The following is a 25,590-nucleotide window of genomic DNA, read 5'->3' on the forward strand; positions in this document are numbered from 1 at the left end:
TCTTTTAACTGGACTGCCCAGGAGCCTTCGAAAATGGTCGCCGACATTGCTTACCTGCAACACAACCAACAACAAATCGACCAGCTTGATTCATTGTTGCAGCGCCAGCGCGAAGCGTTCCGCGCCAACCCCATGCCCGAAGCCGGGCAGCGCATTCAGTGGCTCAACAGCTTGTGCGACCTGCTGCTGAAAGAGAAAGACACGCTGGTTCAGGCCATCTCCCAAGACTTCAGCAACCGCGCCGCCGAGGAAACCCTGCTGGCCGAGGTGATGCCCAGCGTGCACGGCATTCACTACGCCACCAAGCGCATCAAAAAATGGATGAGGCCGTCGCGCCGTTCGGTCGGTTCGGCCTTTCAGCCGGCCAGTGCGAAAGTGATTTATCAGCCGCTGGGCGTGGTCGGCGTGATCGTGCCGTGGAACTACCCGCTGTTCCTGGCCATGGGCCCGCTGGTTGGCGCCCTGGCGGCTGGCAATCGGGTGATGATCAAAATGAGCGAATCCACCCCGATAACTTCGCAGCTGATCAAAGACCTGCTGGCCCGCATCTTCCCCGAAGACCTGGTGTGCGTCGTACTCGGTGAAGCCGAAGTCGGCATGGCCTTCTCGAAACTGCCCTTCGACCATTTGCTGTTCACCGGCGCTACCAGCATCGGCAAGCACGTGATGCGCGCAGCAGCGGAAAACCTCGTTCCAGTCACCTTGGAGCTGGGCGGCAAATCGCCTGCCATCGTGTCTGCGGATGTGCCGTTGAGCGACGCTGCCGAACGCATCGCCTTTGGCAAAACCATGAACGCCGGGCAAACCTGCGTGGCGCCGGATTACGTGTTGGTGCCCAAAGATCGCGTGGAAGGGTTCGTCGAGGCGTACCGCAAAACCGTGCAGAGCTTCTACCCCAGCCTCAAAGACAACGCCGACTACACCGCCATCATTAACGACCGCCAGTTGAACCGCCTCAAAGGGCTGCTCACCGACGCAGAGAGCAAGGGCGCCACACTCATACCGTTGTTCCCGGAAGGCCAGGGCCGGCGTATGGCGCAAACCGTGGTGTTGAACGTGAACGACGACATGAAGCTGATGCAGGACGAAATTTTCGGCCCGCTGCTGCCCATCGTGCCGTACGACCGCCTCGGAAGACGCTTTCACCTACATCAACGACCGTCCGCGCCCGCTCGCCCTTTATTACTTCGGCTACAACAAGGCCGAGCAAAAACGCGTGTTGCATGAAACCCATGCCGGCGGCGTGTGCCTGAACGACACCTTGCTGCACGTCGCCCAGGACGACATGCTCTTTGGCGGCGTCGGCCCCTCCGGCATGGGCCATTACCACGGCCACGAAGGCTTCCTGACCTTCTCCAAGGCCAAGGGCGTGTTTATCAAACAACGCTTCAACGCCTCGAAAGTGATCTACCCGCCGTATGGCAAAGCACTGCAAAAACTGGTGCTGAAACTGTTCATCCGCTAAACCAAGCTGAGCTTTGCGGCGCCCGGTTTGCCTGCCGGTGCGCCGTTTTAAAACGCGCTAGCGCGAGGTCAATAATAAAAATGAATGACTCGGTAATCGCTACACCTGGCCTTTCCCGTCGCGGCCTGCTCAAAGTGGGGCTGATGGGCTCGGCCTTTCTGGCCGCGGCTGCTCACCGCCACCTTGAGTGGCTGCTCGGCCAGCCACCCCGGCTAACGGTTTCGCCATCTTGCGCGAGTCCGACCTGCCGTTTCTCAAGGCGCTGATTCCAGTGATGCTGACCGGCGCCGTGCCGCCGGAGCAAATGCCAAGCGCCGTGAACGGCACGCTGCAAAACCTCGATTACAGCCTCAATCGCCTGTCGCCGGAAATGCTCAAGCTCACCGTGCAATTGTTCGATGTACTGGCCATGGCGGTTACCCGCGGCCCGCTGACCGGCATTTGGGGCAGTTGGGAAAACGCCAGCAGCGACGACGTTCGCCACTTCCTCGACCGCTGGCAGAACAGCTCGCTCAGCCTGCTGCGCATGGGCTACGCCTCGCTGTTGCAGCTGGTGATGATGGCCTGGTACGGCCGCACAGAGTCGTGGGCGCATTGCGGTTATCCCGGCCCGCCTAAGGTCTGAGCCGCGCCGCAGCACCCTCTACTAATAAGAACCGACCGAAGACTTAACCGAGAACCGCCTGCATGCCCGTACCCGGATCTGTTTGCCGAAGGCCTGAGCCGCGGCTGGAAAACCTATAACGGCTCGCGCCTGGAACAGGACCTGACCCTGGAAGCCGACGTGGCCATCGTTGGCACCGGCGCGGGCGGCGGCACCACGGCCGAAATTCTCAGCGCGGCCGGTTACAAGGTGCTGCTGATTGAAGAAGGCCCGCTGAAAACCAGCAGCGACTTCAAAATGCAGGAGGCCGAGGCCTACCCGGCGCTGTATCAGGAAGGCATCGGGCGCATGAGCAAAGACGGCGCCATCACCATCATGCAAGGCCGAGCGGTGGGCGGCACCACGCTGGTGAACTGGACGTCGAGCTTTCGCACGCCCGAGCCGACCCTCGAGCACTGGGCCAAAGAGCACAACGTCAAAGGCCATAGCGCGGCCGAGATGGCGCCCTGGTTTGAGAAAATGGAACAACGCCTCGGTGTAGCGCCGTGGATCATGCCGCCCAATGCCAATAACGACGTGCTGCGCGCCGGGTGCGAGAAGCTCGGTTATCACTGGAAAGTCATTCCCCGCAACGTGCGCGGCTGCTGGAACCTCGGCTACTGCGGCATGGGCTGCCCAACCAATGCCAAGCAATCGATGCTGGTCACCACCATTCCGGCCACGTTGGAAAAGGGCGGCGAATTGCTCTATTTGGCGCGCGCCGACAAGTTGCTGATCGAGGGCGACAAGGTCACCGGCATTCAATGCCAAGCCATGGATGACCGTTGCGTGGCGCCCACCGGCCGCACCATTACGGTCAAAGCCAAGCATTACATTCTGTCCGGCGGCGGCATCAACACGCCGGCGATTCTGCTGCGCTCCAACGCGCCCGACCCGCACAACCGCGCGGGCAAACGCACCTTTATTCATGTGGTGAACTTCTCCGCCGCGCAGTTCGACCAGGTGGTGAACCCGTTCTACGGTGCGCCGCAGTCGATTTATTCCGACCATTTCCAATGGGACGACGGCACCACCGGGCGCATGTCGTTCAAGCTCGAAGTGCCGCCCATGCAACCGGCGCTCACCGCCACGCTGCTCGGGCGCTTCGGCATCGACAACGCCATGCGCATGGAGCAACTGCCGCATACGAACGCCATGCTCGCCTTGCTGCGCGACGGTTTCCATCCGGACAGCGCCACTGGCACGGTGGAGCTGCGCAGCGACGGCAGCCCCGTGCTCGATTACCCGATGACCGATTACACCTGGGACGGCATTCGCCGCGCCTTCCACACCATGGCCGACATCCAATTCGCGGCCGGGGCGAAAAGCGTGCTGCCGCTGCACGCCGACGCCGACTATGTAAAAACCATCGGCGAGGCGAAAACCCTGATCGACGGCTTGAGCATGGAGATCTACCGCACCCGCCTGGGCAGCGCCCACGTGATGGGCGGTTGCGCCATGGGCGAAGACCCAACGCAGGCGGTCACCGACAGCCTCGGACGCCATCACCAACTACGCAATTTGTCGATTCACGACGGTTCGCTGTTCCCCACCAGCATTGGCGCGAACCCGCAATTGTCGGTGTACGGCCTCACGGCGCAACTCGCCACACAATTGGCTGATCGCCTGAAAAGCGCATGAGACTAGGGGTGCAGGATTAATCCTACGCCCCAACGCGCCGATGACTTGGCCCACGGGGGTTGCTGCGCTACCATCCGACTCCCCTATGGCCTGCGCCAGGACGTCACGATGAATCGAGTGTTGTACCCCGGTACCTTTGACCCCATTACCAAGGGTCACGGCGACCTCGTTGAACGCGCCTCGCGCCTGTTCGATCAAGTGGTTATAGCCGTCGCGGCCAGCCCCAAGAAGAACCCGCTGTTCCCGCTGGAGCAACGCGTCGAACTGGCCCGTGAAGTCACCAAGCACCTTCCCAACGTGGAAGTGGTGGGCTTTTCCACGCTGCTGGCTCACTTTGCTAAGGAGCAGGGCGCCAACATTTTCCTGCGTGGCCTGCGCGCGGTGTCCGACTTCGAATACGAATTCCAGCTGGCGAACATGAACCGCCAACTGGTGCCGGACGTGGAAAGCCTGTTCCTTACGCCGTCCGAGAAGTACTCCTTCATTTCCTCCACCCTGGTACGCGAAATCGCCAACCTGGGCGGCGACATCAGCAAATTCGTTCACCCTGCGGTGGCCGAGGCATTGCTGGAACGCTTCAAGCGCTAAACGCCGCTGCCACCTGCGCGGTTTGCATGGGAGCGATCAGCTGCGGCTGGGCATTCATCGCCCGGCCGCCTCATGCCGATTGGCGCCTCCCCCGACAATCCGGCACAATTTGCGCTCCGCTGTCCGAACATGCCGTGGCCGTAAGCTGCGGCAGGAGTTGTGTTTCATGTCTTTAATCATCACCGACGACTGCATCAACTGTGACGTTTGCGAGCCTGAGTGCCCGAACGCCGCTATTTCGCAGGGTGAAGAAATCTACGTAATCGACTCCAACCTGTGCACCGAATGCGTCGGCCACTACAACGAGCCGCAGTGCCAGCAGGTGTGCCCCGTCGACTGCATCCCGCTCGATGAAAACAATGTCGAGAGCAAGGATGAGTTGATGCAAAAGTATCGAAACCTCACAGGGAAAGCGTAACGCCATGCACCGCTGCCGCCGATCCAGCTCCTTCTCAACCAAGGCTGTTTTGGCGGCCTGGCTGCTTCTTGTCGTATTCAGCGCCAGCGCGGCGCCGCTGCCCAATCAGGCAGCCATCTCCAGCGCGCACCCCGCCGCGACCATCGCCGGCCTCGAAACACTGGCCGCCGGCGGCAACGCCTTTGACGCCGCCATCGCCGTCAGCGCCGCATTGGCGGTGGTTGAGCCTTACAGCTCGGGCTTGGGCGGCGGCGGCTTCTTTCTGTTGCGCCAAGCCGGCGACCAACCCCAGTACCGCTTCCTCGACGCCCGTGAGCGCGCGCCGCTTGCTGCCCATGCCGACCTGTACAAGCGTGACGGCAAAATAGACCCGAAGCTATCGCTCGACGGCAGCCTCGCCGCCGCGATTCCCGGCTTACCCGCCGCCCTCGTGGAGCTGGCGCGCAAATACGGCCGCCTGCCGCTGATGGATTCGCTGGCCCCGGCCATTCGCTTGGCCCGTGACGGTTTCTCCATCGACCCCGTGTACCGTGAACGCGCCCAGTGGCGGCTCGTCGGCGCTGCGGGACGACCCGGAAACCGCACGGCTGTTTCTCGACGACAAAGGTGAAATTCCCGAAGCGCTCGCCCTGCTGCGCCAACCGGAGCTGGCCAACACCCTTGAGCGGCTTGGCCGCTACGGCAAGCCAGGCTTCTATAGCGGCGAAACGGCGCAACAATTGGTCGACGGTGTCCGCGCCGCTGGCGGCATCTGGACCCTCGCCGACCTTGAGCAATACGAGGTGGTGGAGCGCCAGCCGCTGCGTTATCCGTTACAGGATGGCCGTGAGCTAATCAGCGCCCCGCCACCGTCGGCCGGTGGTATTGCGTTGGCGCAAAGCCTGGCGATGCTGCAGCAGCTGCCGTGGCGCGAGGCCGACAAACTGCAACGCGCGCATTACGTGATTGAAGTGCTGCGCCGCGCCTATCGGGATCGCGGTCTATTGGGCGACCCGGACTTTATCGCCAACCCAATCGCCAAGCTGCTTGACCCTGCCTACTTGAAGCAGCTGGCCAGCGGTATCGACCCGCAAAAGGCCACGCCCAGCAGCGCCCTGCCGCCGTCGCCCGCCTGGAAAGAAGGCAACCACACCACGCACTTTGTGGTGCTGGATGCTGCGGGCAATGCGGTGTCCGCCACGCTGTCGGTGAACCTGCCCTTCGGCGCGGCCTTCACCCCGCCAGGCACCGGCGTGTTGCTCAATGACGAAATGGACGACTTCGCCGCCAACGTGCAAGGCGCCAACGCCTATGGTCTGAGCGGCAGCCAGGCGAATGCCGTCGCCGCCGGCAAGCGACCGCTGTCGAGCATGAGCCCAAGCTTTATCGAAAGCCCCACGCAATTCAGCGCATTCGGCACACCGGGCGGCAGCCGATTCCGAGCATGGTGCTACTGGCGATGCTGCAATACCTCGACGGCCAACCGGTAGCGAGCTGGCCAGCGGCGCCGCGTTATCACCACCAATATTTGCCCGACGTGGTCGAGTACGAACCCAACGCCTTCACGGCCGCCGAGCTCGACGCCCTGCAAGCGCGCGGCTACACGCCCAAACCGGTAGCGCGGCCCTATGGCAACCAGCAAGTGCTGCTGTGGAATAAAGACAGCCGCACGGTGGAAGCGGCGAGCGACCCTCGCGGCATTGGCCAGGCGAAGTTGTCGATGGGCGCCAAGCCCTAGCGATACCTTGCAAGGCGAAACGCGGGCGCAAAAAAGCCGGTCACATGGACCGGCTTTTTTATGTCGCCGAGCGAGGCGGGTTATTGCTGCTCAGGACGCTTGTAACCGCTTTCGGTGCAGCCCAGGCAGCGCACGAAGGCTTCACGGCCCGGATCAACCACCAGCGCCTTGCCGGCTTCGCCGACGTTACCGCCAGCGGCAGTGAACGGCAGGCTGATAACGAAGGCGCCGGCGCCGATGATGGTGGCGGCGATCAGCAACGGACGCGCAACGATCAGGTCGCCCATCATCGCCCAGGCAGGTGGCGCCTGAACGTCATAAGCAGGGTCGCCGCTCTGGTTGCTAGGACCCGACCCATTTGCCATCACCGGCAGAGCCAGGAAGCCAGTGGTCAGCGCCAGGACGACAGCGGTTGAGCGGAACAGGTTCATGAGTGCGGTCCTTCATCGATTCAAAGTGCGGTGGCTGTAACTATAACAGCGCCCCGGAAATTGTCAGCGTGACGGCCGTCAAGCGCTGGAGATCGCATTCTGCGGGTTTTGCAGGGCAATTGGCGAGCGAAAAACCGCCTGTAACTGTGCGCTTACACACGCCCTGCAAACAGCGCGCTCAAGCACGCTGCTTTTTCACCGCTGTATCAGCGCTGACACCGTGGGCAGTACACGCTGGCGCGCTGTCCGAGTTTCACTTCACGCAACGTGCTGCCGCAGGTTTTGCAGAACTCGCCGCCGCGCCCGTACGCGAACAATTCCTGCTGGAAATAACCCGGCTGACCGTCGCCGCCGACGAAGTCGCGCAGCGTGGTGCCGCCGCGCTCGATGGCGTGGGCCAGGATGCGTTTGATCTGTAGCGACAGCTCCAGATACCGCGCGCGGGAAATGGAGCCGGCTTCACGTCGCGGATCGATGCCCGCAGCGAACAACGCTTCGGTCGCGTAGATATTGCCGACCCCAACCACCACGGCGTTGTCCATGATGAACGGCTTCACCGCCATGCTTTTGCCGCGCGAGAGTTTGAACAGGCGGTCGCCGTCGAACAGCTCGGTCAACGGCTCCGGCCCCAACTTCACCAGCAACTCATGCAGCAGCGGCTCGGTGCTCCAGAGCATGGCGCCAAAGCGGCGCGGGTCGGTGTAGCGCAGCGCCAGGCCGGATTCCAGTTCGATATCGACGTGTTCGTGCTTGGCCACCGGCGTATCGATGGGCACCAGGCGCAAGTTGCCCGACATCCCCAAATGGCTGATCAAGGTGCCTGCCTCTGCCGTCAGCAGCAGGTATTTGGCCCGCCGCGTTACGCTTTCGATGCGCTGGCCAGACAGGCGCACGTCGAGGTCTTCCGGAATCGGCCAGCGCAGGCGGCGGTCGCGCACAATCACGCGGCTCACGCGTTGACCTTCCAGATACGGCGCAATGCCGCGACGCGTGGTTTCGACTTCGGGCAACTCAGGCATGGGTTCGCTCAGGCGTGACGCCAGGTCAGAAAAAAGAGGGAGAGCACCTTAGCAAAGCTCGGCTGCGGCGCCGAGGCTCAGTGCATGCTCAGATCGCGGATGCTTTCTTTAAGCGTCTGGAAGTCGTACTCAGACAGGCCGACGTACTCCAGCACCAGTTGCTCGATGCTCTGCCATTCGTAATCGTCGGTCTGGTTCCCCAGCACGCGGTGGCTTTCGCAGATGTGCTCGGACATTTTCAAAATCGCCAACAGCGTTTTCAGCTGCGCATCACGCACCGAATCGTCGGTAAAAATCGACAGCGCGTTGTGGTGGTTGGCGATGGCGTCGCACAGGTGCAACGGCAAATTCCACGACTTGGCGGTGAAGTAACCAACCACCGCGTGGTTGGTATTGAGCACGCGATTTTCCGTGTCGACGATGCGCCGCTCGGCCGTGGCGCTGGCATAGGCCTCTTCCAACACGGTCATGTAGTCGGGGAAGCGCTTGATCATCAGCGGAATGCCGCAGTTGTGGAACAGGCCCAGGGTATAGGCCTCGTCGGCCGCCTGGTAGCCGATGCGCTTGGCCAGCGTAAGGCAGGTCATGGCCACGTCTTGCGCGGTGTCCCAGAAGCGGTTGAGGGTGACGATGGCCTCGTCAGTCATTTCGCCTTTGATCGACTGCGCGTTGATCAGGTTGATGACCGTGTTGCAGCCCAACAGGTTGACCGCTTGCTGAATCGAAGCAATGCGGTTCGACAGCCCGAAAAAAGGCGAATTGACGATTTTCAGCAATGCGCCAGACAAGCCCGGGTCTTGGCTAATCAGCTTGGCGATGCTTTTCAGATCCGGGTGCGGCATCACCTGCTCCATCTGCAGGTCGACCATGATCTGAGGCTGCGGCGGCACGCTGATGCCTTGCAGGACTTTCTGGATTTGTTCGGCGGAGAGTTCGTGGGCCATGACTGCACGGGCTGCTAGCGTGACGAGTTACACAGTCTAACCGCCAACTTGGCAGACGTAACCCTCACCAACGTAGGAAAACACCGACAGACGGAAAGATTTCAATAACGGCGCGGGCGAGCGGCCAGCACCGCTCGTCTGGAGCAAACAGCCTGAACTTTCCCCTCGGCGGCGCCCTCGGAAATACACCTTCCACGAAATAAAAAGGAGCTCCCATGACGACCTCTCTGCAAGGTAAGCGCGTTGCCCTTCTGGTGACCGACGGCTTTGAACAGGTTGAACTGACCGGCCCGAAAGAAGCGTTGGAACAAGCCGGCGCCACGGTCGACATCTTGTCCAAGAGCACCGGCCAGGTGAAAGGCTGGAACCATGACAAGCCCGCCGACGACTTCCCCGTCACCAAAACCTTCGAAGCGGCCAACATCGACGACTACCACGCCTTGGTGCTGCCGGGCGGCGTGATGAACTCCGACACCATCCGCACTATTCCCGAAGCGCAAAGCCTGGTGGTGCAAGCGGCGCAGAAGGAAATCCCCATCGCCGTGATCTGCCACGGCGCCTGGCTGCTGGTGTCCACTGGCTTGGTCAAAGGCCGCACCATGACCAGCTGGCCCTCGCTCAAAGACGACATCACCAATGCGGGCGGCAAGTGGGTCGATGAAGAAGTGGTGCAAGACGGCACCTTTATCAGCAGCCGCAAGCCGGACGACATTCCGGCGTTTAGTAAGAAGCTGATTGAGACCCTGGCGGCATAACAACGCCCCTCCCCAACCTGTGGGAGCGGCTTCAGCCGCGATGCCTTTGATCCTATAGAAGAGCATCGCGGCTAAAGCCGCTCCCACAGAGGGTCATCGTCAGCGCTTCGGACGCTGCGCTGTCTGGGCTATACTCCCGCTCTTTTTTCGGAGAGCGCCCCCATGTCCCTGCCCAGCCTGCGCCTAAAAGCCAATGCCGATCGCCGTCTGCGCGCCGGGCATTTGTGGGTTTACAGCAACGAAATCGATGTCGCCGTCACGCCGCTGTCCGGCTTTCAGGCCGGCGATCAAGCCATTCTCGAAGCCGCCGGTGGCAAGCCACTGGGCGTTGTGGGCATCAGCCCCAACAACCTGATCTGCGCCCGCCTGCTGTCACGCGACACCAAACACGAACTGGATAAATCGCTGCTGGTGCACCGCATCAACGTGGCCCTGTCGCTGCGCGAGCGCCTGTTCGATCAACCGTGCTACCGCCTGGTGTACGGCGATTCCGACCTGCTGCCGGGTCTGGTAGTGGACCGTTTCTTTGACATTCTCGTGGTGCAAATCAGCTCGCCGACCATGGAGCGTCACAAAGACGACGTGCTCGCCGCTCTGGTGCAAGTGCTGCAACCGCGTGGCGTGCTGTTCAAAAACGATTCCGCCGCCCGCGATGTCGAAGGCCTGCCGCGTTACGTGGAAACGCCGTTTGGCGTGGTGCCGGAATGGGTGGCGCTGGAAGAGAACGGCGTGAAGTTCGAAGCGCCGGTAATCGAAGGCCAGAAAACTGGCTGGTTCTACGACCACCGCATGAACCGCGCGCGTCTGGCGCCGTACGTTAACGGCAAACGCGTGCTCGACCTGTTCAGCTACATCGGCGGCTGGGGCGTGCAAGCGGCGGCGTTCGGCGCCAGCGAAGTGTTCTGCGTCGACGCCTCGGCAACCGCCCTGGACGGTGTAGAGCGCAACGCCACCCTTAATGGCGTGGCCGAAAAAGTGACCTGCATCGAAGGCGATGTGTTCGCCGCGCTGAAAGAGCTGAAGTCGTCGGAAGAGCGTTTCGACGTGGTCGTCTGCGACCCGCCCGCCTTTATCAAACGCAAGAAAGACATCAAAAACGGTGAAGCCGGCTACCGTCGCCTGAACGAAATGGCCATGCGCCTGCTCAGCAAGGACGGCATTCTGGTCAGCGCCTCGTGCTCCATGCACCTGGAAGAAGACAACCTGCAGAACATCCTGCTGCAGAGCGCCCGTCACCTGGACCGCAACATCATCATGCTCGAACGCGGCGCCCAGGGCCCGGATCATCCGGTGCACATGGCGATTGCCGAAACCCGCTACATCAAGAGCCTGACCTGCCGGTTGCTGCCCAACGCCTAAGGCATTGAGGCCGATCGCGGCTAAAGCTCCCACCTCTGTCTGTGGAAGCTTTAGCCGCGATTCCTGCAAACGCCCATCCTGACAGCCAGCCTTTCCTCGCCCGCGCTGAGCGGCCGTGAGAATCGGGCCCATTCCTCGCCAACCATCCCCGGCGGGCTTATGAGCCCCGGCCGCACGAGCGGTGACCCCGTTTCGAATTGCGACCTGCCCCGACCGCGCGGCCATCTGCCGTTGCCCCAGGCTCTGCTCACACACGTAAATAAACAGACACCTGATTAGCCGCAGGAACACGTCATGCCTGATTACCGCTCAAAAACGTCTACCCACGGTCGCAACATGGCCGGCGCCCGCGCCTTGTGGCGTGCCACCGGGATGAAAGACGAAGATTTCAAAAAGCCGATCATCGCCATCGCCAACTCCTTCACCCAATTCGTGCCCGGCCACGTGCACCTGAAGGACCTCGGCCAGCTGGTAGCCCGTGAAATCGAAAAAGCCGGCGGCGTGGCCAAAGAATTCAACACCATCGCGGTCGACGACGGCATCGCCATGGGCCACGACGGCATGCTCTATTCGCTGCCGAGCCGCGAGATCATCGCCGACTCCGTGGAGTACATGGTCAACGCGCACTGCGCCGACGCCATCGTGTGTATCTCCAACTGCGACAAAATCACCCCCGGCATGTTGATGGCCGCCTTGCGCCTGAACATCCCGGTGATCTTCGTTTCCGGCGGGCCGATGGAAGCGGGTAAAACCAAGCTCGCCAGCCATGGCCTGGACCTGGTCGACGCCATGGTCATCGCCGCCGACTCCACCGCTTCCGACGAGAAAGTCGCCGAATACGAGCGCAGCGCTTGCCCAACGTGCGGCTCGTGCTCCGGCATGTTCACCGCCAACTCGATGAACTGCCTGACCGAAGCCCTGGGCCTGGCCCTGCCGGGCAACGGTTCTACATTGGCCACCCACAGCGACCGCGAGCAGCTGTTCCTGCAGGCCGGCCGCACCGTGGTCGAGCTGTGCAAGCGCTACTACGGCGAGGGCGACGAATCGGTTCTGCCGCGCAACATCGCCAACTTCAAAGCCTTCGAAAACGCCATGATGCTCGACATCGCCATGGGCGGCTCGACCAACACCATCCTTCACCTGCTGGCCGCTGCCCAGGAAGCCGAAATCGATTTCGACCTTCGCGATATCGACCGTCTTTCGCGCCTGGTGCCGCAGCTGTGCAAAGTGGCGCCGAACATCCAGAAGTACCACATGGAAGACGTGCACCGCGCCGGCGGCATCTTCAGCATTCTCGGCTCGCTGGCCCGTGGCGGCCTGCTGCACACCGACCTGCCGACCGTGCACAGCAAGTCCATGGCCGAAGCCATCGCCAAATGGGACATCACCCAGACCGACGATGAAGCCGTGCACCACTTCTTCAAAGCCGGCCCGGCGGGCATTCCGACCCAAACCGCGTTCAGCCAGTCGACCCGCTGGGAAACCCTGGATGACGACCGTGAAAACGGCTGCATCCGCAGTTTCGAGCACGCCTATTCGCAAGAAGGCGGCCTGGCCGTGCTGTACGGCAACATCGCCCTGGACGGCTGCGTGGTGAAAACCGCCGGCGTCGATGAGTCGATTCACGTGTTCGAAGGCAACGCGAAAATCTTCGAAAGCCAAGACAGCGCCGTACGCGGCATCCTCGCCGACGAAGTGAAAGAAGGCGACATCGTCATCATTCGCTACGAAGGCCCGAAAGGCGGCCCGGGCATGCAGGAAATGCTCTACCCGACCTCGTACCTGAAATCCAAAGGCCTGGGCAAAGCCTGCGCCCTGCTCACTGACGGTCGTTTCTCTGGCGGCACCTCCGGCCTGTCCATCGGCCACGCCTCGCCGGAAGCCGCCGCAGGCGGTGCGATTGGTCTGGTACGCGACGGCGACAAAGTGCTGATCGACATCCCCAATCGCAGCATCAACCTGCTGGTGACCGACGAAGAAATCGCCCACCGCCGCCACGAGCAAGACAAAAAAGGCTGGAAGCCTGTGGAAAAACGCCCACGCAAAGTGACCACTGCGTTGAAGGCTTATGCCTTGCTGGCCACTAGTGCCGACAAAGGCGCGGTGCGTAACAAGGCCATGCTCGACGGGCTGTAATGGTTCAGCGCTGAAATGAAAAAGCCCCGCCTCATGCGGGGCTTTTTCTTGTGTGTCGACATCAAGGGCCCCTCACCCCCAGCCCTCTCCCGAATCGGGAGAGGGGGTCAGACCGCGCTTGGCGTTGCACCGCGATTCGATTCCCCTGTCCCGCTCGCGGGAGAGGGGCTAGGGGTGAGGGGCTGTCGCTTGAGCCCTACTGAATCTCCTCCGGCTTCACCACCACCCAATTCTTATCCGCCGTCACCGGCACCCCTTCCTTGGCTTGCGCCGCGGCATGCTTGGCCATCATGGCGTTGATCTGGCCCATGTATTTGTCCTTGCGATTAACCCACAGGTGAATGCCGCCTTTGGCCACGTCGACGCTGTGGAACAGCATGTAGCCGTCGCTGCTCGGCGTATCGCCCCCCACCAACACCGGTTTTTTCCATTCGTCGATGTACGTAAGAATGGCCGCCTGCTGCCGGCCATCCACGTGGCGGGCGTCCACAGATACGGCGTGACTTCCAGGCCCATATTGGCCTTGGCGTCGTAAGTGCCGGCGGTGATCTGTTTGCGCGCGGTGGTCAGCGCGCCGGTTTTGGGGTCTTTGAGCAGCAGGCTTACACCGATGACGTTCTGCGGTTTGACGTTGTAGCCGTACGCCGGGTCCGAAGCGACCATGCGCACCAGCTCTTCCGAGGCGGCGGTCATCACGTACACCTCGATGCCGTTCTCCATCAGTTTGTTGTACAGCTCGGCCTGGCCAGCAAATACCTTCGGCGGCTGCACCTCGATGGTCTTCACCACATCGCCTTCGAAGTAGGTGCTCGGTACCGGTTTGTTCGAGGCCATCAGCTCATCGACATAGCCTTTGAGCTCGCTCAGCGTGAAGCCGGAAAACACCTGCGCCACCCACGGGTAGCAAACCATGTCGTCGATCTCGCACAGGCGGTAGTAGTAGCTGAACAGACTTTCTTTATGCTCGGCGGTGTCTTTGAAGGGGATCAGTTTTAACGACGGATCGAGCTTTTCGCGGGTCAGCACACCCTTGTTTTCCATGAACGGCAGCAGCGATTCTTCCAAGTCATAGCGGTAGCTGGTGTTGTCCATATCGAAGACAGCGAAGTTGCCCTTGTTGGCGTTCGCCGCAATCATGGCGTCCAGTTGCTTGGCGGCTTCGGCGGAGCCAGTGCTTGAGTTCAGTAGCAGCGGCGGCCGGGCCGGCCAGACTCAGCGCAACGCAGGCGGCGAATACGGTGTGGGCGAATGTCATCGTCGATCCTCCAGAATGAAAGCCCGACGCTAACAAATGGACATGACAGGCCCGGTCCGGCAACGACAGCGCGCTCGCTCTGCGCGCCATCCACTGTCGTGAAAACGTCAGCAAAACGCGGCGAAAACGACTCGTCGTCCACAACCCTATGTTTTTTAACGGCTTAGCCTGTAGGAGGAAACGCCCATGAAGATCGGCCTGATCTCCGACACCCACGGCTTGCTGCGCCCCGAAGCACTGGCCGCGCTTGAGGGCTGCGACCGTATCGTGCACGCCGGCGACATTGGCAAACCGGAGATCCTCGAAGCCCTGCGCGACCGCGCGCCGCTGACTGTGGTGCGCGGCAATAACGACCAGGACGACACCTGGGCCAGCAGCGTGCCGACCCATGCGGTGCTGCGCATTGATGGCATCGGCGTTTATGTGGTGCATGAAATGGCCGATGTGCCGGAACAACTGCCCGCCGGCATCGACGTGGTAGTGACCGGCCACTCCCACAAGCCGCTGCAAAAACAGCAGCACGGCGTGCTCTACATCAACCCGGGCAGCGCCGGACCGCGCCGGTTCAAGCTGCCCATCAGCGTTGGTTTTCTGCACATTGCCGACGGCCAAGTGACGGGCGAGTTGCTTGAGTTGGCGGTGTAGTTCGGCGCTACGGCTTCATCTGCTCGCTGACGTAATCGAGAAAGCAGGTAATGCGCGAGGCCAGCGCGGTGTTGCGGTAGTACACCGCGTGAATGGGCTGGCGGACCTCGACGGTGTGCGCCTCAAGCACCTGCACCAGCCGCCCTTCGGCGCGGTCGTCGTGGGTCATGAAATCGGCCAGACACACCAGCCCCACCCCTTCGATCGCCAACTGCCGCAACGTCTCGCCGCTGGACGCTTTGACCGTCGGCGTCGTCTGCCAATGCTGGCCCGAGGCATGGCGCAGCGGCCATTGGTTGAGCGTTTCCGGCTGAGTGAAGCCCAGCACGCTGCGCTCGCTCAGCTCCTCCACCGTTTGCGGCGCGCCCCATTGTTCGAGATAGCCGGGGCTGGCGAGCACCCGTAAGCGGTTACTGCCCAGCGGCCGCGCGTGCAGGGTGGAATCGCGCAACGGGCCGATGCGAATCGCCACATCGGTGCGCTGTTCGATCAGGTCGATGATTTGGTCGCTGCTGTGCAGCTCCAGTTCGATGTCTGGATAAAGCGCGCGAAAGCCAGGCACCAGCGGCACGATCACATGCAGCATGAACGGCGAGGCGGCGTTCACGCGCAAGCGCCCTGCCGGACGTTGGCGGCGCAACGCCATTTGTTCCTCGGCCTCCTCGACGCTGGCGACAATGCGCCGCGCCTGCTGCACAAACGCATGGCCCTCTTCGGTCAGTTCCAAGCGCCGCGTGGTGCGATGCAAAAGGGTGACGTCGAGTTTTTCTTCCAGGCGACTCAGCGCCCGGCTGACGCCTGAGGCGGTTTGTCCCAATTGCTCGGCGGCGGCGGTTATGGAACCGCTGTCGACCACCGAGGTGAAGGCAAGCAGTTCATCCAGCGTGGTTTTCATTGTTGCTCGATGCTCACAACTAAGCGGGCCAGCCCCGCGTTTCGCGCACAAGTGTGACGCACATGCAGTTTAGCGCCAGTGAGCCACACTGATTGCGTGGCCTGAGAGCCATCCGGGGCGTCGATGCAACGCGAGAACTGGTTCAAAAACAACAAGACCTCCAGGTTTCCTTTCCGACTTAACCGTAAGCCACGTCTTCATTATGCCAACGAAGACGCGCACAAAAGCACTGGAGTGTTTATGAACGAATGGTTCGGCAACATCAGCGTCAACAAGAAACTGGGGCTCGGCTTCGGCCTGGTTCTGGCCCTTACCGTGATTCTCGCCGTGACGGGTTGGAACAGCCTGGGCGGCCTTATCAACCGCAGCATCTGGATGGGCGACATTGCCCAGCTCGACGCGGCGCTGACCAAACTGCGCATCACCCGCCTGCAATACATGATCGCCAACGGCGACGAGACCATTGCGCAAACCGTGCAAACCACCCTCGAAGGCTTCGCCAAGCAGCAACAGAAACTGCTCGACACCTTCAAAAGCCCCGACGATCTCAAATTGCTCAGCGAGCAGAAAGCGCAGATCGAGGCGTACCAGAAATCCCTTAACGCCATGCGCGCCGGCTACATCGCTAACGGCGCCGCGCGTACCGAGATGGGCAGTAACGCCGAAGCGGCACTCAAGCTCCTCGACACCCTTAACGCCGACGCCGTGCAACGCGCCGACCTCGACACCTTTCAAACCATCACCCAGGCGCGCGAACAGCTGATTCTGGCGCGCTACGAAGTGCGCGGTTACACAGCCACGCCAAACGCCGACACCGAGCAGAAAGCCATCAAACAGCTGGACGCCGCCGTGGCCGGCCTGCAAAGCCTGCGCGGCCCGTTTGGTGAGACCCATGCCAGCGAGTTGCAACAACTCGAAGGCCACCTGCAGAACTACCGCGCCGCCCTCGGCCGTTTCAAAGCCGCCACCGACGCCATTGCCCTGGCGCGCAAGGAAATGACCGACCAAGGCGCCGCGATCGTTTCCCTGAACGAAGGGCTGAACAAAATCCAGATCACCCACCGCGACGCCGAAAGCGCCCAGGCCCGTGAACTGCAACTGGGCGCCACCCTGCTGGCGTTGTTGCTGGGTGTGCTGGCCGCCGTGGTCATCACTCGGCAAATTACCCGTCCGCTGGCGGAAACCTTGGCCGTGGTGCAGCGCATTGCCGATGGCGACCTCACGCAAAACCTAAACGTAACGCGCCGCGACGAACTGGGCGTGCTGCAACACGGCATTCAGCGCATGGGCGCCACCCTGCGCGACTTGATTGGCCACATTCGCGATGGCGTTACGCAAATTGCCAGCGCCGCCGAAGAGCTGTCTGCCGTCACCGAGCAGACCAGCGCGGGCGTCAACAGCCAGAAAATCGAAACCGATCAGGTGGCCACCGCCATGCATGAAATGTCGGCCACGGTGCAGGAAGTCGCGCGCAACGCTGAAGACGCGTCTCAAGCTGCAAGCCTTGCCGACCAAGAAGCCCGCGAAGGCGACCGTGTGGTGGGCGAAGCCATCGCGCAGATCGAACGCCTAGCCGAGGAAGTGGCGCGCTCCACCGAAGCCATGCACGTGCTGCAACAGGAAAGCGACAAGATCGGCAGCGTGATGGACGTGATCAAAGCCGTCGCCGACCAGACCAACCTGCTGGCCCTTAACGCCGCCATTGAAGCGGCGCGCGCCGGTGAAGCGGGCCGTGGGTTTGCCGTGGTGGCTGACGAAGTGCGCAGCCTGGCCCAGCGCACCCAGCAATCCACCGAAGAAATTGCCGGGCTGGTCGCCGGCCTGCAAAGCGGCTCGCAGCGGGTCGCCACCGTGATGAGCAACAGCCGCACCCTCACCGACAGCAGCGTGCTGCTCACCCGCAAAGCCGGCACCGCGCTGGAAAGCATCACCGCCACGGTGTCTAACATTCAGTCGATGAACCAGCAGATTGCGGCTGCCGCGGAGGAACAGAGCGCCGTGGCCGAAGAAATCAGCCGCAGCATTCTGAACGTGCGCGACGTGTCAGAGCAGACCGCCGCCGCAAGCGATGAGACCGCAGCGTCCAGCGTAGAGCTGGCGCGGTTGGGCGGACAGTTGCAGCAGTTGGTGAGCCATTTCCGGGTTTAAGCACGCCGTCCCGTAGGTTGGGTTGAGCGCAGCGAAGCCCAACGCAACGCACGCAGCAGAGTTTGGCGGCGCCTTGTTGGGCTTCGCCGTCGGCTCAACCCAACCTACGAGCGCGCTGCCCATAAAAAAACCGCCACACCCTTGCGGATGTGGCGGTTTTTTTGAGCGACGCTGCGCTTATTTGCGCGCGCCACGCACCCCTTCGGCCAGTTCGGCGCACAGGCCCAGCACGCCTTTTACGGCCTCCTGCTGGCTGCCGGCGTTGGCGATGTGGTCGATCAGCGCCGAGCCCACAACCACGCCATCAGCCAAACGCGCGATGGTCGCGGCATGTTCAGCGGTGCGGATGCCAAAGCCGATGCTGATGGGCAAATCGGTGTGGCGACGCAAGCGGGCCACGGCCTGCTCAACGTGTTCCAGCGTTGCCGAGCCCGCGCCCGTTACGCCGGCAACCGACACGTAGTAAACGAAGCCGGAGCTGCCGTTGAGCACTTTCGGCAGGCGCTTGTCGTCGGTAGTCGGCGTGGTCAGACGAATGAAGTCCAGGCCCGCTGCCTGCGCCGGGTCGCACAGGTCGGCGTTATGTTCGGGCGGCAGGTCGACCACGATCAGGCCGTCGACACCCGCTTCCTTGGCGTCGGCGATAAACGCCGGCACGCCGTATTTGTGGATCGGGTTGAAGTAGCCCATCAGCACCAGCGGCGTGTCACTGTTGCCTTCGCGAAATTCACGAACCATCTGCAGGGTTTTTGCCAGGTCTTGCTTGGCGGCCAGCGCGCGGATGTTGGCCAATTGAATGGCCGGGCCGTCGGCCATCGGATCGGTGAAGGGCATGCCAAGTTCGATCACGTCGGCGCCGGCTGCCGGCAAACCTTTGAGAATTTCCAGCGAGGTGGCGTAGCCCGGATCGCCTGCGGTGATAAAGGTCACCAGGGCGGCGCGGTTCTGTTGTTTGAGTTCGGCGAAACGGCTTTGCAGGCGGCTCATATGTGTTCTTCCTGTTCGTCGAAGTGGTGCATGACGGTTTGCATGTCCTTGTCGCCACGGCCCGACAGGTTCACCACCATCAAGTGATCTTTTGACAATTTCGGTGCGCGTTTGAACACTTCGGCCAAGGCGTGGGCGCTTTCCAACGCCGGAATAATGCCTTCCAGGCGGCAGCATTTGTGGAACGCGGCGAGGGCTTCGTTATCGGTGATCGAGGTGTACTCAACGCGGCCGATGTCGTGCAACCAGGCGTGTTCCGGGCCGATGCCGGGGTAGTCCAGGCCGGCAGAAATCGAGTGGGCGTCGATGATCTGGCCGTCGTCGTCTTGCAGCAGGAAGGTGCGGTTGCCGTGCAGCACGCCCGGTACGCCGCCGTTCAGGCTGGCGGCGTGCTTGCCGCTTTCGATGCCGTGGCCGGCCGCTTCCACGCCGATGATCTGCACGCCTTGGTCGTCCAGGAACGGGTGGAACAGGCCCATGGCGTTGGAGCCGCCGCCAATGCAGGCGACCAGCGAGTCCGGCAGGCGGCCTTCCTGATCTTGCAATTGGGTGCGGGTTTCTTTGCCGATTACGGCCTGGAAGTCACGAACCATGGCCGGGTACGGGTGCGGGCCAGCGACGGTGCCGATCAGGTAGAAGGTGGAGTCGACGTTGGTCACCCAATCACGCAGGGCTTCGTTCATCGCGTCTTTCAAGGTGCCGGTTCCGGCGGTGACCGGAATCACCTCAGCGCCCAACAGTTTCATGCGGAACACGTTGGCCTGCTGGCGATCGATGTCGGTGGTGCCCATGTAGATGACGCAGTCGAGGCCAAAACGCGCGGCCACGGTAGCGGTCGCCACGCCGTGCATGCCGGCGCCGGTCTCGGCGATGATGCGTTTTTTGCCCATGCGCCGCGCCAGCAGAATCTGGCCGATGCAATTGTTGATCTTGTGCGCGCCGGTGTGATTGAGCTCTTCGCGCTTGAGGTAAATCTTCGCGCCGCCGCAGAACTCGGTCAGGCGTTCAGCAAAATACAGCGGGCTCGGACGGCCCACGTAGTCGCGTTGAAAGTAAGCCAGCTCCTTGAGGAACGCGGGGTCTTCTTTGGCTTTTTCGTACTCGGCCGCCAGGTCGTGAATCAGCGGCATCAAGGTTTCGGCAACGTATTGGCCGCCGAACGAACCGAACAGGCCGGTGGCGTCGGGGCCGCTGCGGTAGGAAGTCTGGGTCATGGTGGGCTCCTGCTGGAAGCTGGATTTCGATGGCGTTCACTCTAGGCGCGACGTCCGCGGGAATAAAGCGATAAGATCGCTGCCATCTGTTAGAAAAACTCACAGGTTAAACCGCTATGGCTCGCGATCTTCCTCCACTTAATGCCCTGCGCGCGTTTGAAGCAGCGGCGCGCCTGCACAGCCTGAGCAAAGCGGCGCTTGAGCTGAACGTGACTCACGGCGCCGTGAGCCGGCAAATTAAAATATTGGAAGAAGACCTGGGCTTGGCGCTGTTCAGCAAAGACGGTCGCGGCTTAAAACTCACAGATGCCGGCAGTCGCTTACGTGATGCCAGCGCGGATGCCTTCGAGCGCTTGCGTAGCGCTTGTGCCGAGCTGAAACAACAAACCGCCGACGCGCCGTTCGTGCTGGCCTGCCCGGGCAGCCTGTTGGCGCGCTGGTTTATTCCACGCCTGGACCGCCTGAACCGTGAGCTGCCGCACCTGCGTTTGCAGCTCTCCGCCAGCGACGGCGACCTGGACCCGCGCCGGCCCGGCATCGACGCCACGCTATGGTTTGCCGAACCGCCGTGGCCGGCGGACATGCAGGTGTTTGAGCTGGCGGCCGAGCGCATCGGGCCCGTGCTGAGCCCACGCTACTCAGGCTTTGCTCTTCTCAATGAAGCCACTCCAAGCGCGGTCACGGGCGAAGCCCTGCTGCATACCACCTCACGTCCGCAGGCGTGGCCGCAGTGGGCAAACAGTCAGAATATCGAGCGCGCGAAACTACAGCTCGGGCAAGGCTTTGAGCATTTGTATTACTTGTTGGAGGCGGCGGTTGCGGGATTAGGCGTGGCGATTGCGCCACAGCAACTGGTCGCCGATGAGCTGGCGGCGGGGCGGCTGGTCGCGCCCTGGGGCTTTGTTGAAACCACCGCAAAGCTGGCGCTCTGGGTGCCGGCGCGCACGCCGTCGGCGCGGGCCGCCGAGTTGGCGCAGTGGCTGGCGCGCCAACTCGGCTAGTGTCGCCGGGGGATCAATCGTTGTTGCGGAAGATCAGGTAGCCGGCCAATGCCACTACGCCCAGCGCCAGGCTGGCAGAGGCAACCGGGTGCTCGCGGGTGTAGTCACGGGCAGCGACGCCGGTCTGGTAGGTTTTTTCCTTCACGTCGGCGTAGGTGTCGCTGAGCAGGTCGCGGGAATGGCCGAGCACACGCTCAGCGCTGGTACGCAGGCTTTTCAGCGATTTCTGCGATTCATCACTTACTTCGCTCTTTAAGCTGTCGAGGCTGGAGATCAGGTGCTCGATTTCCGTTTCGATGCTGTGCAGCGATTTATTGCGGGATGCAAAAATAGCCATGGTCCGTAACTCCTATCGATTAAGTAGCTCGTAGGGGTGTGACTGCGACCGTGTTGGAAAGTGCAGCTAATCTGAACTTATCAAGCGCTAGGCGGGACTGAATCTGTACAAGCGTTTCCACAAGAAGAGGACTTCAGCATGTCGGATCATCACACCTACAAACTGCTCGATATCGTCGGTTCGTCGCCTACCAGCATTGAAGATGCGATTCAAAGCGCACTCGCCGAAACAGCGAAAACCGTGCGCAACCTGGAGTGGTTCGAAGTGGTCGAAACCCGCGGTCACATTGTTGACGGAAAAGTGGGCCACTATCAGGTGACCTTGAAAGTCGGCTTCCGTATCGACGCGAGCTGATTGACCTGTTAACGCACGGCGGCTCGTGGCCGCCTGCATCCACCGTGGCCCGCCCGGTGTCTGTTTTGGCGACTCAGGTCGCCAATTTTGCTGCTCGAGGTTAGGCGCGGTGTTCGAGCATTTGTTGTTACCAACGAGGGAGCGTTACCCCATGAAAAAAGTGATGTTGGCCGTTGGCCTGTTAGTGATGACCGGCTCGGCCTTTGCGGCGGCGAAACCCTGCGAAGAGCTGAAATCGGAAATTGACGCGAAAATCCAAGCCAAGGGCGCCACGTCCTACAGCCTGGAAATTGTTGAGAAAGGCAGCGCCGGCGACAAGCAAGTGGTTGGCAGCTGCGAAGCTGGAAGCAAAGAGATCGTTTACGCGCGCAATTGACCGCGCTTGAGTAGATAACCGGCGCCCCGTGCGCCGGTTTTTTTATGGGTACGGGAGCGAGCGGCTGCGCGTCGGCATTGCTGCGTTGAAACGCCGCTTTGACTGCTCATTGGCTACAGCCAACTGCGCTTCAAAACGACGTTTCGCCTTGCACTGCTCTAGCTCGCTCGCTCTCGATTTCTGGGGGCTGAAATCGCAAAAGCGGCTGTTTGTTTGCCCGAGGGGTTGTGGAGCAGTACATTAAGCCCCACTTAAACAGTCGGGTATTACATTGCTGTTTTCCCCCGGTACCCGCCCGGAGAGCAATTATGAAGACGATTTCTGACATCAAAATTTCCGTTCTCGACCTCGCGCCTATCCGCGCCGACGGCGGTCCCGAGCAGGCTTTGCGCAATTCCTTGGCCCTCGCCCAACACGCAGAAAAACTGGGCTTCACCCGTTTCTGGGTGGCTGAACACCACAACATGGATGGCATCGCCAGTTCGGCGACGTCGGTGCTGATTGGCTACCTCGCCGCCGGCACCAGCTCCATACGCCTGGGCGCCGGCGGCGTGATGCTGCCGAACCACGCGCCGCTGGTGATCGCCGAACAGTTCGGCACGCTGGCGACCTTGTACCCGGGCCGCATCGATCTGGGCCTTGGTCGCGCGCCGGGCGCCGATCAATACACTGCGCACGCCTTGCGCCGCGAACGCTCGGGCAGCGCCGATGATTTCCCCGAAGACCTCACCGAGCTGCAAACCTACCTCGGCCCGCTGCAACGCAATCAGCGCGTGATCGCCATGCCCGGCGCCGGCACCGAAGTGCCGATCTGGCTGCTCGGTTCCAGCCTATTCAGCGCGCAGTTGGCGGGGCAGCGCGGCTTGCCCTATGCCTTCGCCTCGCACTTTGCGCCGCGCATGATGCATGAGGCGATTCGCGTGTACCGCAACCACTTCAAGCCCTCGGCGGTGCTCGACAAACCTTACGTGATGCTCGGCGTACCGCTGCTGGCAGCCGACACCGACGAGCAAGCGCAATACCTGGCCACCAGCGCCTATCAACGGATTCTCGCCCTGTTGCGCGGCCAGAGCCTGGTGCAAAAGCCGCCGGTGCAGAGCATGGAAGGCCTGTGGTTGCCCCATGAACGCCAGGCAGTCGGTGAGTTTTTTGGCCTGGCGATGGTCGGCGGCCCGGAAACGATCCGCAGCCACGTCAACCAATTGCTGGAGCAGACCGACGCCGATGAGCTGATTTTCACCAGCGACATGTATGACTTCGTCGACCGTCTGCACTCCTACGAAGTGCTGGCCGGCCTGCGCTAAGCCGAACGCCGCCTGACCAAAAAAATAGGAACGACTGCCGCTTCGCCGCCTCTGAAACCTATACCCACAGGTAAGGAGAACGACGATGAAAAAGACAGCATCTGCTCACTGGCAAGGCGGCATCAAAGACGGCAAAGGCACCATCTCCACACAAAGCGGCGTGTTGAAACAAAGCCCCTACGGCTTCAACACCCGCTTTGAAGATGGCCCGGGCACCAACCCGGAAGAACTGATCGGCGCCGCCCATGCCGGCTGTTTCTCCATGGCCTTGTCCAAAGAACTCGGTGAAGCCGGCATGACCGCCGAAAGCATCGACACCCACGCCGAAGTGACCCTCGACAAAGTCGACGGCGGCTTCGCCATCACCGCCGTACACCTGAAACTCAGCGCCAAGATTCCGGGCGCCGACCGTGACGCCTTCGAGAAAGCCGTGGAAACCGCCAAGACCGGTTGCCCAGTATCGAAAGTGCTGAACGCGGAAATTACGCTGGAAGCGACGCTGGAAAACTGAAAAAAGCTCGCGGCTGAAGCCGCTCCCACAGAGTACGGCTGTACCTGTGGGAGCGGCTGGGCGGCATTCCGATTAGCCGCGATTCCTGCAAACGCTAGTCTCCGCCTTTGCGCCGCCCTTTCACCCGTTCATACCGATCCAGCAACGGCTGCGTCGTCAGCCCGTGCACGCAAATACTCAACGCCACCACCGACAGCGTCAGCCCAATCGCTTCTTGCGCCGCCGGGCCTTCCAAGCCGTGGTTCAACACATACGCCAGGTAGTACAAGCTGCCGATGCCGCGAATGCCGAACCAGCCCATGAGCCAACGCTGCCCTGCGCTCAATGAATTGCCACGCACCAGCGCCACCACGCTCAGCGGTCGAACAATGCAGAACAGCGCCAGCCCAAGCGGCACCGCGCGCCAGTCCCAGTGAAAGGCCAGCAGCGCGCCGAGCAAGGTGACAAGCAGCACTTCGAGCACCCGCTCGACAATGTCGCCGAACGACAGAATTTCCCCGACTAACAACCCAGCGACCACTTTCGGTTCGTCGGTATGGCTGACTTGCTCTTTCACTTCATCCAGGGTGCCGCCTTCCTTGGGAACAGCCATGGCCACCTCCTCGGCGGGCACGCTGGAGTTGTCGGACGAGGCCACTTCCGCGTGCCGAAGCCCGATACCGGCGGCGAACGCGGCGAGAAAGCCCCAGGCGCTGACCGTTTCCGCCAGCCAGTACGACAACGCGATCAAGGCCATCGCCAAAAAGTCATTGGGCGAAATCGCCGCGTCGCGGTGGCGGGTGCGCAGGTAGATGGCCAAGCGCCCGACGCCGCGTCCGAGCACAAAGCCGATCAATAGCCCGGCCGGCACCGCCCATAGCAGGCGATGCAGCGCCCATTCGCCGACCCATTCCTGCGGCGCGCCTTCGTGCTGAATCCAGAGCAGGGCAAAAAACACGAAGGGGAAGGCCATGCCATCGTTCAGCCCCGCTTCGCCAGAAAGGCCATAGCGCAGCCGGTCGAAGTCGCGCGCGTGGTTGACCTGCACCAAGCTCGCCAGTACCGGATCGGTCGGCGCCAGCACCGCGCCGATCATCAGCGACAGCCCAACGCCCAGCCCGAACCCGTAATGGCCCACCAGCGCCACCCCGAGAATGCACGCCACCATCACCGGCCCGGCGAGTAGATAGGCGCTGCGCCATGCCGGGTCGGAGAAGCGCAGGCGCAGTTTCATGCCGCCACTGAACAGGGAAAACAGCACCGCCACTTCAGTCAGGTGTTCGAGCCAGGGGGCCACGTCTTCGAATTTCATTTCCCACAGGCCCAGCCCCAATGGCCCAATTGCCAGGCCAAACAACAAGTACAGGGCGGAGGTGGAAACCGGTAACCAACGCAGGTAGGCCGAAGCCAAGGTGAGAATCAGCAGAATGCTGCCGAGCACCGCCATCCAGTGCAGAAAGCTCATCGC

General features: G+C 61.8%; 21 protein-coding genes and 4 pseudogenes. 16 read left to right on the forward strand and 9 right to left on the reverse strand.

Features of this window, described 5'->3' with window-relative positions:
• Positions 1-33 precede the first annotated feature (33 nt).
• From ACZZZP_RS22665 to ggt, 6 genes and pseudogenes are all read left to right on the forward strand, one after another.
• Positions 34-1,465, forward strand: a pseudogene (locus ACZZZP_RS22665) (coniferyl aldehyde dehydrogenase).
• Between the two features lie 80 nt (positions 1,466-1,545).
• Positions 1,546-2,090 (forward strand): annotated as a pseudogene (locus ACZZZP_RS22670) (twin-arginine translocation pathway signal protein).
• A gap of 24 nt (positions 2,091-2,114) precedes the next feature.
• Positions 2,115-3,749 carry a GMC family oxidoreductase gene (locus ACZZZP_RS22675; RefSeq protein ID WP_463536979.1) on the forward strand — a complete coding sequence of 545 codons (1,635 nt, stop codon included), beginning with the start codon at positions 2,115-2,117 and terminating at the stop codon, positions 3,747-3,749.
• A 108-nt stretch (positions 3,750-3,857) separates the two neighbouring features.
• Positions 3,858-4,337 (forward strand): pantetheine-phosphate adenylyltransferase, encoded by a 480-nt coding sequence (coaD, locus tag ACZZZP_RS22680; protein WP_122492143.1) that lies wholly within the window; start codon positions 3,858-3,860, stop codon positions 4,335-4,337.
• 166 nt (positions 4,338-4,503) lie between these two features.
• Positions 4,504-4,755 (forward strand): YfhL family 4Fe-4S dicluster ferredoxin, encoded by a 252-nt coding sequence (locus tag ACZZZP_RS22685; RefSeq protein WP_463384198.1) that lies wholly within the window; start codon positions 4,504-4,506, stop codon positions 4,753-4,755.
• A gap of 4 nt (positions 4,756-4,759) precedes the next feature.
• Positions 4,760-6,472, forward strand: a pseudogene (ggt, locus tag ACZZZP_RS22690) (gamma-glutamyltransferase).
• Positions 6,473-6,552: 80 nt separating this feature from the next.
• Here the strand turns inward: ggt and ACZZZP_RS22695 are convergent.
• The 3 genes from ACZZZP_RS22695 to ACZZZP_RS22705 form a co-directional block, all read right to left on the reverse strand.
• Entirely contained in the window at positions 6,553-6,903 is a 351-nt protein-coding gene (locus ACZZZP_RS22695; protein WP_122492146.1) for a multidrug transporter, read from the reverse strand.
• A gap of 206 nt (positions 6,904-7,109) precedes the next feature.
• Positions 7,110-7,922, reverse strand: a complete 813-nt coding sequence (gene mutM, locus ACZZZP_RS22700; RefSeq protein WP_463384200.1) for a bifunctional DNA-formamidopyrimidine glycosylase/DNA-(apurinic or apyrimidinic site) lyase — start codon at positions 7,920-7,922, stop codon at positions 7,110-7,112.
• A gap of 77 nt (positions 7,923-7,999) precedes the next feature.
• Positions 8,000-8,812 carry an HDOD domain-containing protein gene (locus ACZZZP_RS22705; RefSeq protein ID WP_163016487.1) on the reverse strand — a complete coding sequence of 271 codons (813 nt, stop codon included), beginning with the start codon at positions 8,810-8,812 and terminating at the stop codon, positions 8,000-8,002.
• A 269-nt stretch (positions 8,813-9,081) separates the two neighbouring features.
• Here ACZZZP_RS22705 and ACZZZP_RS22710 point away from each other — a divergent pair, with 269 nt between their 5' ends.
• From ACZZZP_RS22710 to ilvD, 3 genes are all read left to right on the forward strand, one after another.
• A complete protein-coding gene (locus ACZZZP_RS22710; RefSeq protein WP_463384201.1) occupies positions 9,082-9,621 on the forward strand; it encodes a type 1 glutamine amidotransferase domain-containing protein in 540 nt (179 codons plus the stop codon).
• A gap of 162 nt (positions 9,622-9,783) precedes the next feature.
• Positions 9,784-10,980 carry a class I SAM-dependent rRNA methyltransferase gene (locus ACZZZP_RS22715; RefSeq protein WP_463384202.1) on the forward strand — a complete coding sequence of 399 codons (1,197 nt, stop codon included), beginning with the start codon at positions 9,784-9,786 and terminating at the stop codon, positions 10,978-10,980.
• Between the two features lie 294 nt (positions 10,981-11,274).
• The gene (gene ilvD, locus ACZZZP_RS22720; RefSeq protein ID WP_122492150.1) at positions 11,275-13,116 is read left to right on the forward strand and encodes a dihydroxy-acid dehydratase; all 1,842 of its coding nucleotides are present in this window, start codon (positions 11,275-11,277) and stop codon (positions 13,114-13,116) included.
• A gap of 196 nt (positions 13,117-13,312) precedes the next feature.
• Here ilvD and ACZZZP_RS22725 read toward each other — a convergent pair.
• A pseudogene (locus tag ACZZZP_RS22725) lies at positions 13,313-14,371 on the reverse strand (HAD family hydrolase).
• 186 nt (positions 14,372-14,557) lie between these two features.
• Here ACZZZP_RS22725 and ACZZZP_RS22730 point away from each other — a divergent pair.
• Positions 14,558-15,016, forward strand: coding sequence for a metallophosphoesterase family protein (locus tag ACZZZP_RS22730; RefSeq protein ID WP_122453003.1), 459 nt, complete (start codon positions 14,558-14,560; stop codon positions 15,014-15,016).
• 7 nt (positions 15,017-15,023) lie between these two features.
• Here the strand turns inward: ACZZZP_RS22730 and ACZZZP_RS22735 are convergent, their stop codons facing one another.
• Positions 15,024-15,911 carry a LysR substrate-binding domain-containing protein gene (locus tag ACZZZP_RS22735; protein ID WP_463384204.1) on the reverse strand — a complete coding sequence of 296 codons (888 nt, stop codon included), beginning with the start codon at positions 15,909-15,911 and terminating at the stop codon, positions 15,024-15,026.
• Between the two features lie 240 nt (positions 15,912-16,151).
• Between ACZZZP_RS22735 and ACZZZP_RS22740 the strand changes: the two genes are divergently transcribed.
• Positions 16,152-18,059 carry a HAMP domain-containing methyl-accepting chemotaxis protein gene (locus ACZZZP_RS22740; protein ID WP_463384205.1) on the forward strand — a complete coding sequence of 636 codons (1,908 nt, stop codon included), beginning with the start codon at positions 16,152-16,154 and terminating at the stop codon, positions 18,057-18,059.
• Positions 18,060-18,236: 177 nt separating this feature from the next.
• Here ACZZZP_RS22740 and trpA read toward each other — a convergent pair whose 3' ends face one another.
• Positions 18,237-19,046 (reverse strand): tryptophan synthase subunit alpha, encoded by an 810-nt coding sequence (gene trpA / locus ACZZZP_RS22745; RefSeq protein WP_122492155.1) that lies wholly within the window; start codon positions 19,044-19,046, stop codon positions 18,237-18,239.
• Positions 19,043-20,260 carry a tryptophan synthase subunit beta gene (gene trpB / locus ACZZZP_RS22750; RefSeq protein ID WP_463384206.1) on the reverse strand — a complete coding sequence of 406 codons (1,218 nt, stop codon included), beginning with the start codon at positions 20,258-20,260 and terminating at the stop codon, positions 19,043-19,045. Before trpB ends, trpA begins: the two co-directional genes overlap by 4 nt.
• A gap of 116 nt (positions 20,261-20,376) precedes the next feature.
• Here trpB and ACZZZP_RS22755 point away from each other — a divergent pair, with 116 nt between their 5' ends.
• Positions 20,377-21,261 carry a LysR family transcriptional regulator gene (locus ACZZZP_RS22755; protein WP_463384207.1) on the forward strand — a complete coding sequence of 295 codons (885 nt, stop codon included), beginning with the start codon at positions 20,377-20,379 and terminating at the stop codon, positions 21,259-21,261.
• 13 nt (positions 21,262-21,274) lie between these two features.
• On the opposite strand, the gene ACZZZP_RS22760 is transcribed toward ACZZZP_RS22755, so the two are convergent.
• A complete protein-coding gene (locus ACZZZP_RS22760; RefSeq protein WP_122492158.1) occupies positions 21,275-21,598 on the reverse strand; it encodes a DUF883 family protein in 324 nt (107 codons plus the stop codon).
• Between the two features lie 138 nt (positions 21,599-21,736).
• Between ACZZZP_RS22760 and ACZZZP_RS22765 the strand changes: the two genes are divergently transcribed.
• From ACZZZP_RS22765 to ACZZZP_RS22780, 4 genes are all read left to right on the forward strand, one after another.
• The gene (locus ACZZZP_RS22765) at positions 21,737-21,952 is read left to right on the forward strand and encodes a dodecin (protein ID WP_463384208.1); all 216 of its coding nucleotides are present in this window, start codon (positions 21,737-21,739) and stop codon (positions 21,950-21,952) included.
• 151 nt (positions 21,953-22,103) lie between these two features.
• Positions 22,104-22,328: a DUF1161 domain-containing protein gene (locus tag ACZZZP_RS22770; RefSeq protein WP_463384209.1), complete on the forward strand. Its 225-nt coding sequence runs from the start codon at positions 22,104-22,106 to the stop codon at positions 22,326-22,328.
• A 308-nt stretch (positions 22,329-22,636) separates the two neighbouring features.
• Positions 22,637-23,632, forward strand: a complete 996-nt coding sequence (locus tag ACZZZP_RS22775; protein ID WP_463384210.1) for an LLM class flavin-dependent oxidoreductase — start codon at positions 22,637-22,639, stop codon at positions 23,630-23,632.
• An 85-nt stretch (positions 23,633-23,717) separates the two neighbouring features.
• Complete coding sequence (locus ACZZZP_RS22780) at positions 23,718-24,143, forward strand: OsmC family protein (RefSeq protein WP_122492162.1); 426 nt, start codon at positions 23,718-23,720, stop codon at positions 24,141-24,143.
• A gap of 94 nt (positions 24,144-24,237) precedes the next feature.
• Here ACZZZP_RS22780 and ACZZZP_RS22785 read toward each other — a convergent pair whose 3' ends face one another.
• Complete coding sequence (locus ACZZZP_RS22785) at positions 24,238-25,587, reverse strand: cation:proton antiporter (RefSeq protein WP_463384211.1); 1,350 nt, start codon at positions 25,585-25,587, stop codon at positions 24,238-24,240.
• Between the last annotated feature and the right edge of the window lie 3 nt (positions 25,588-25,590).

The organism is Pseudomonas sp. AC211 (assembly GCF_979258055.1).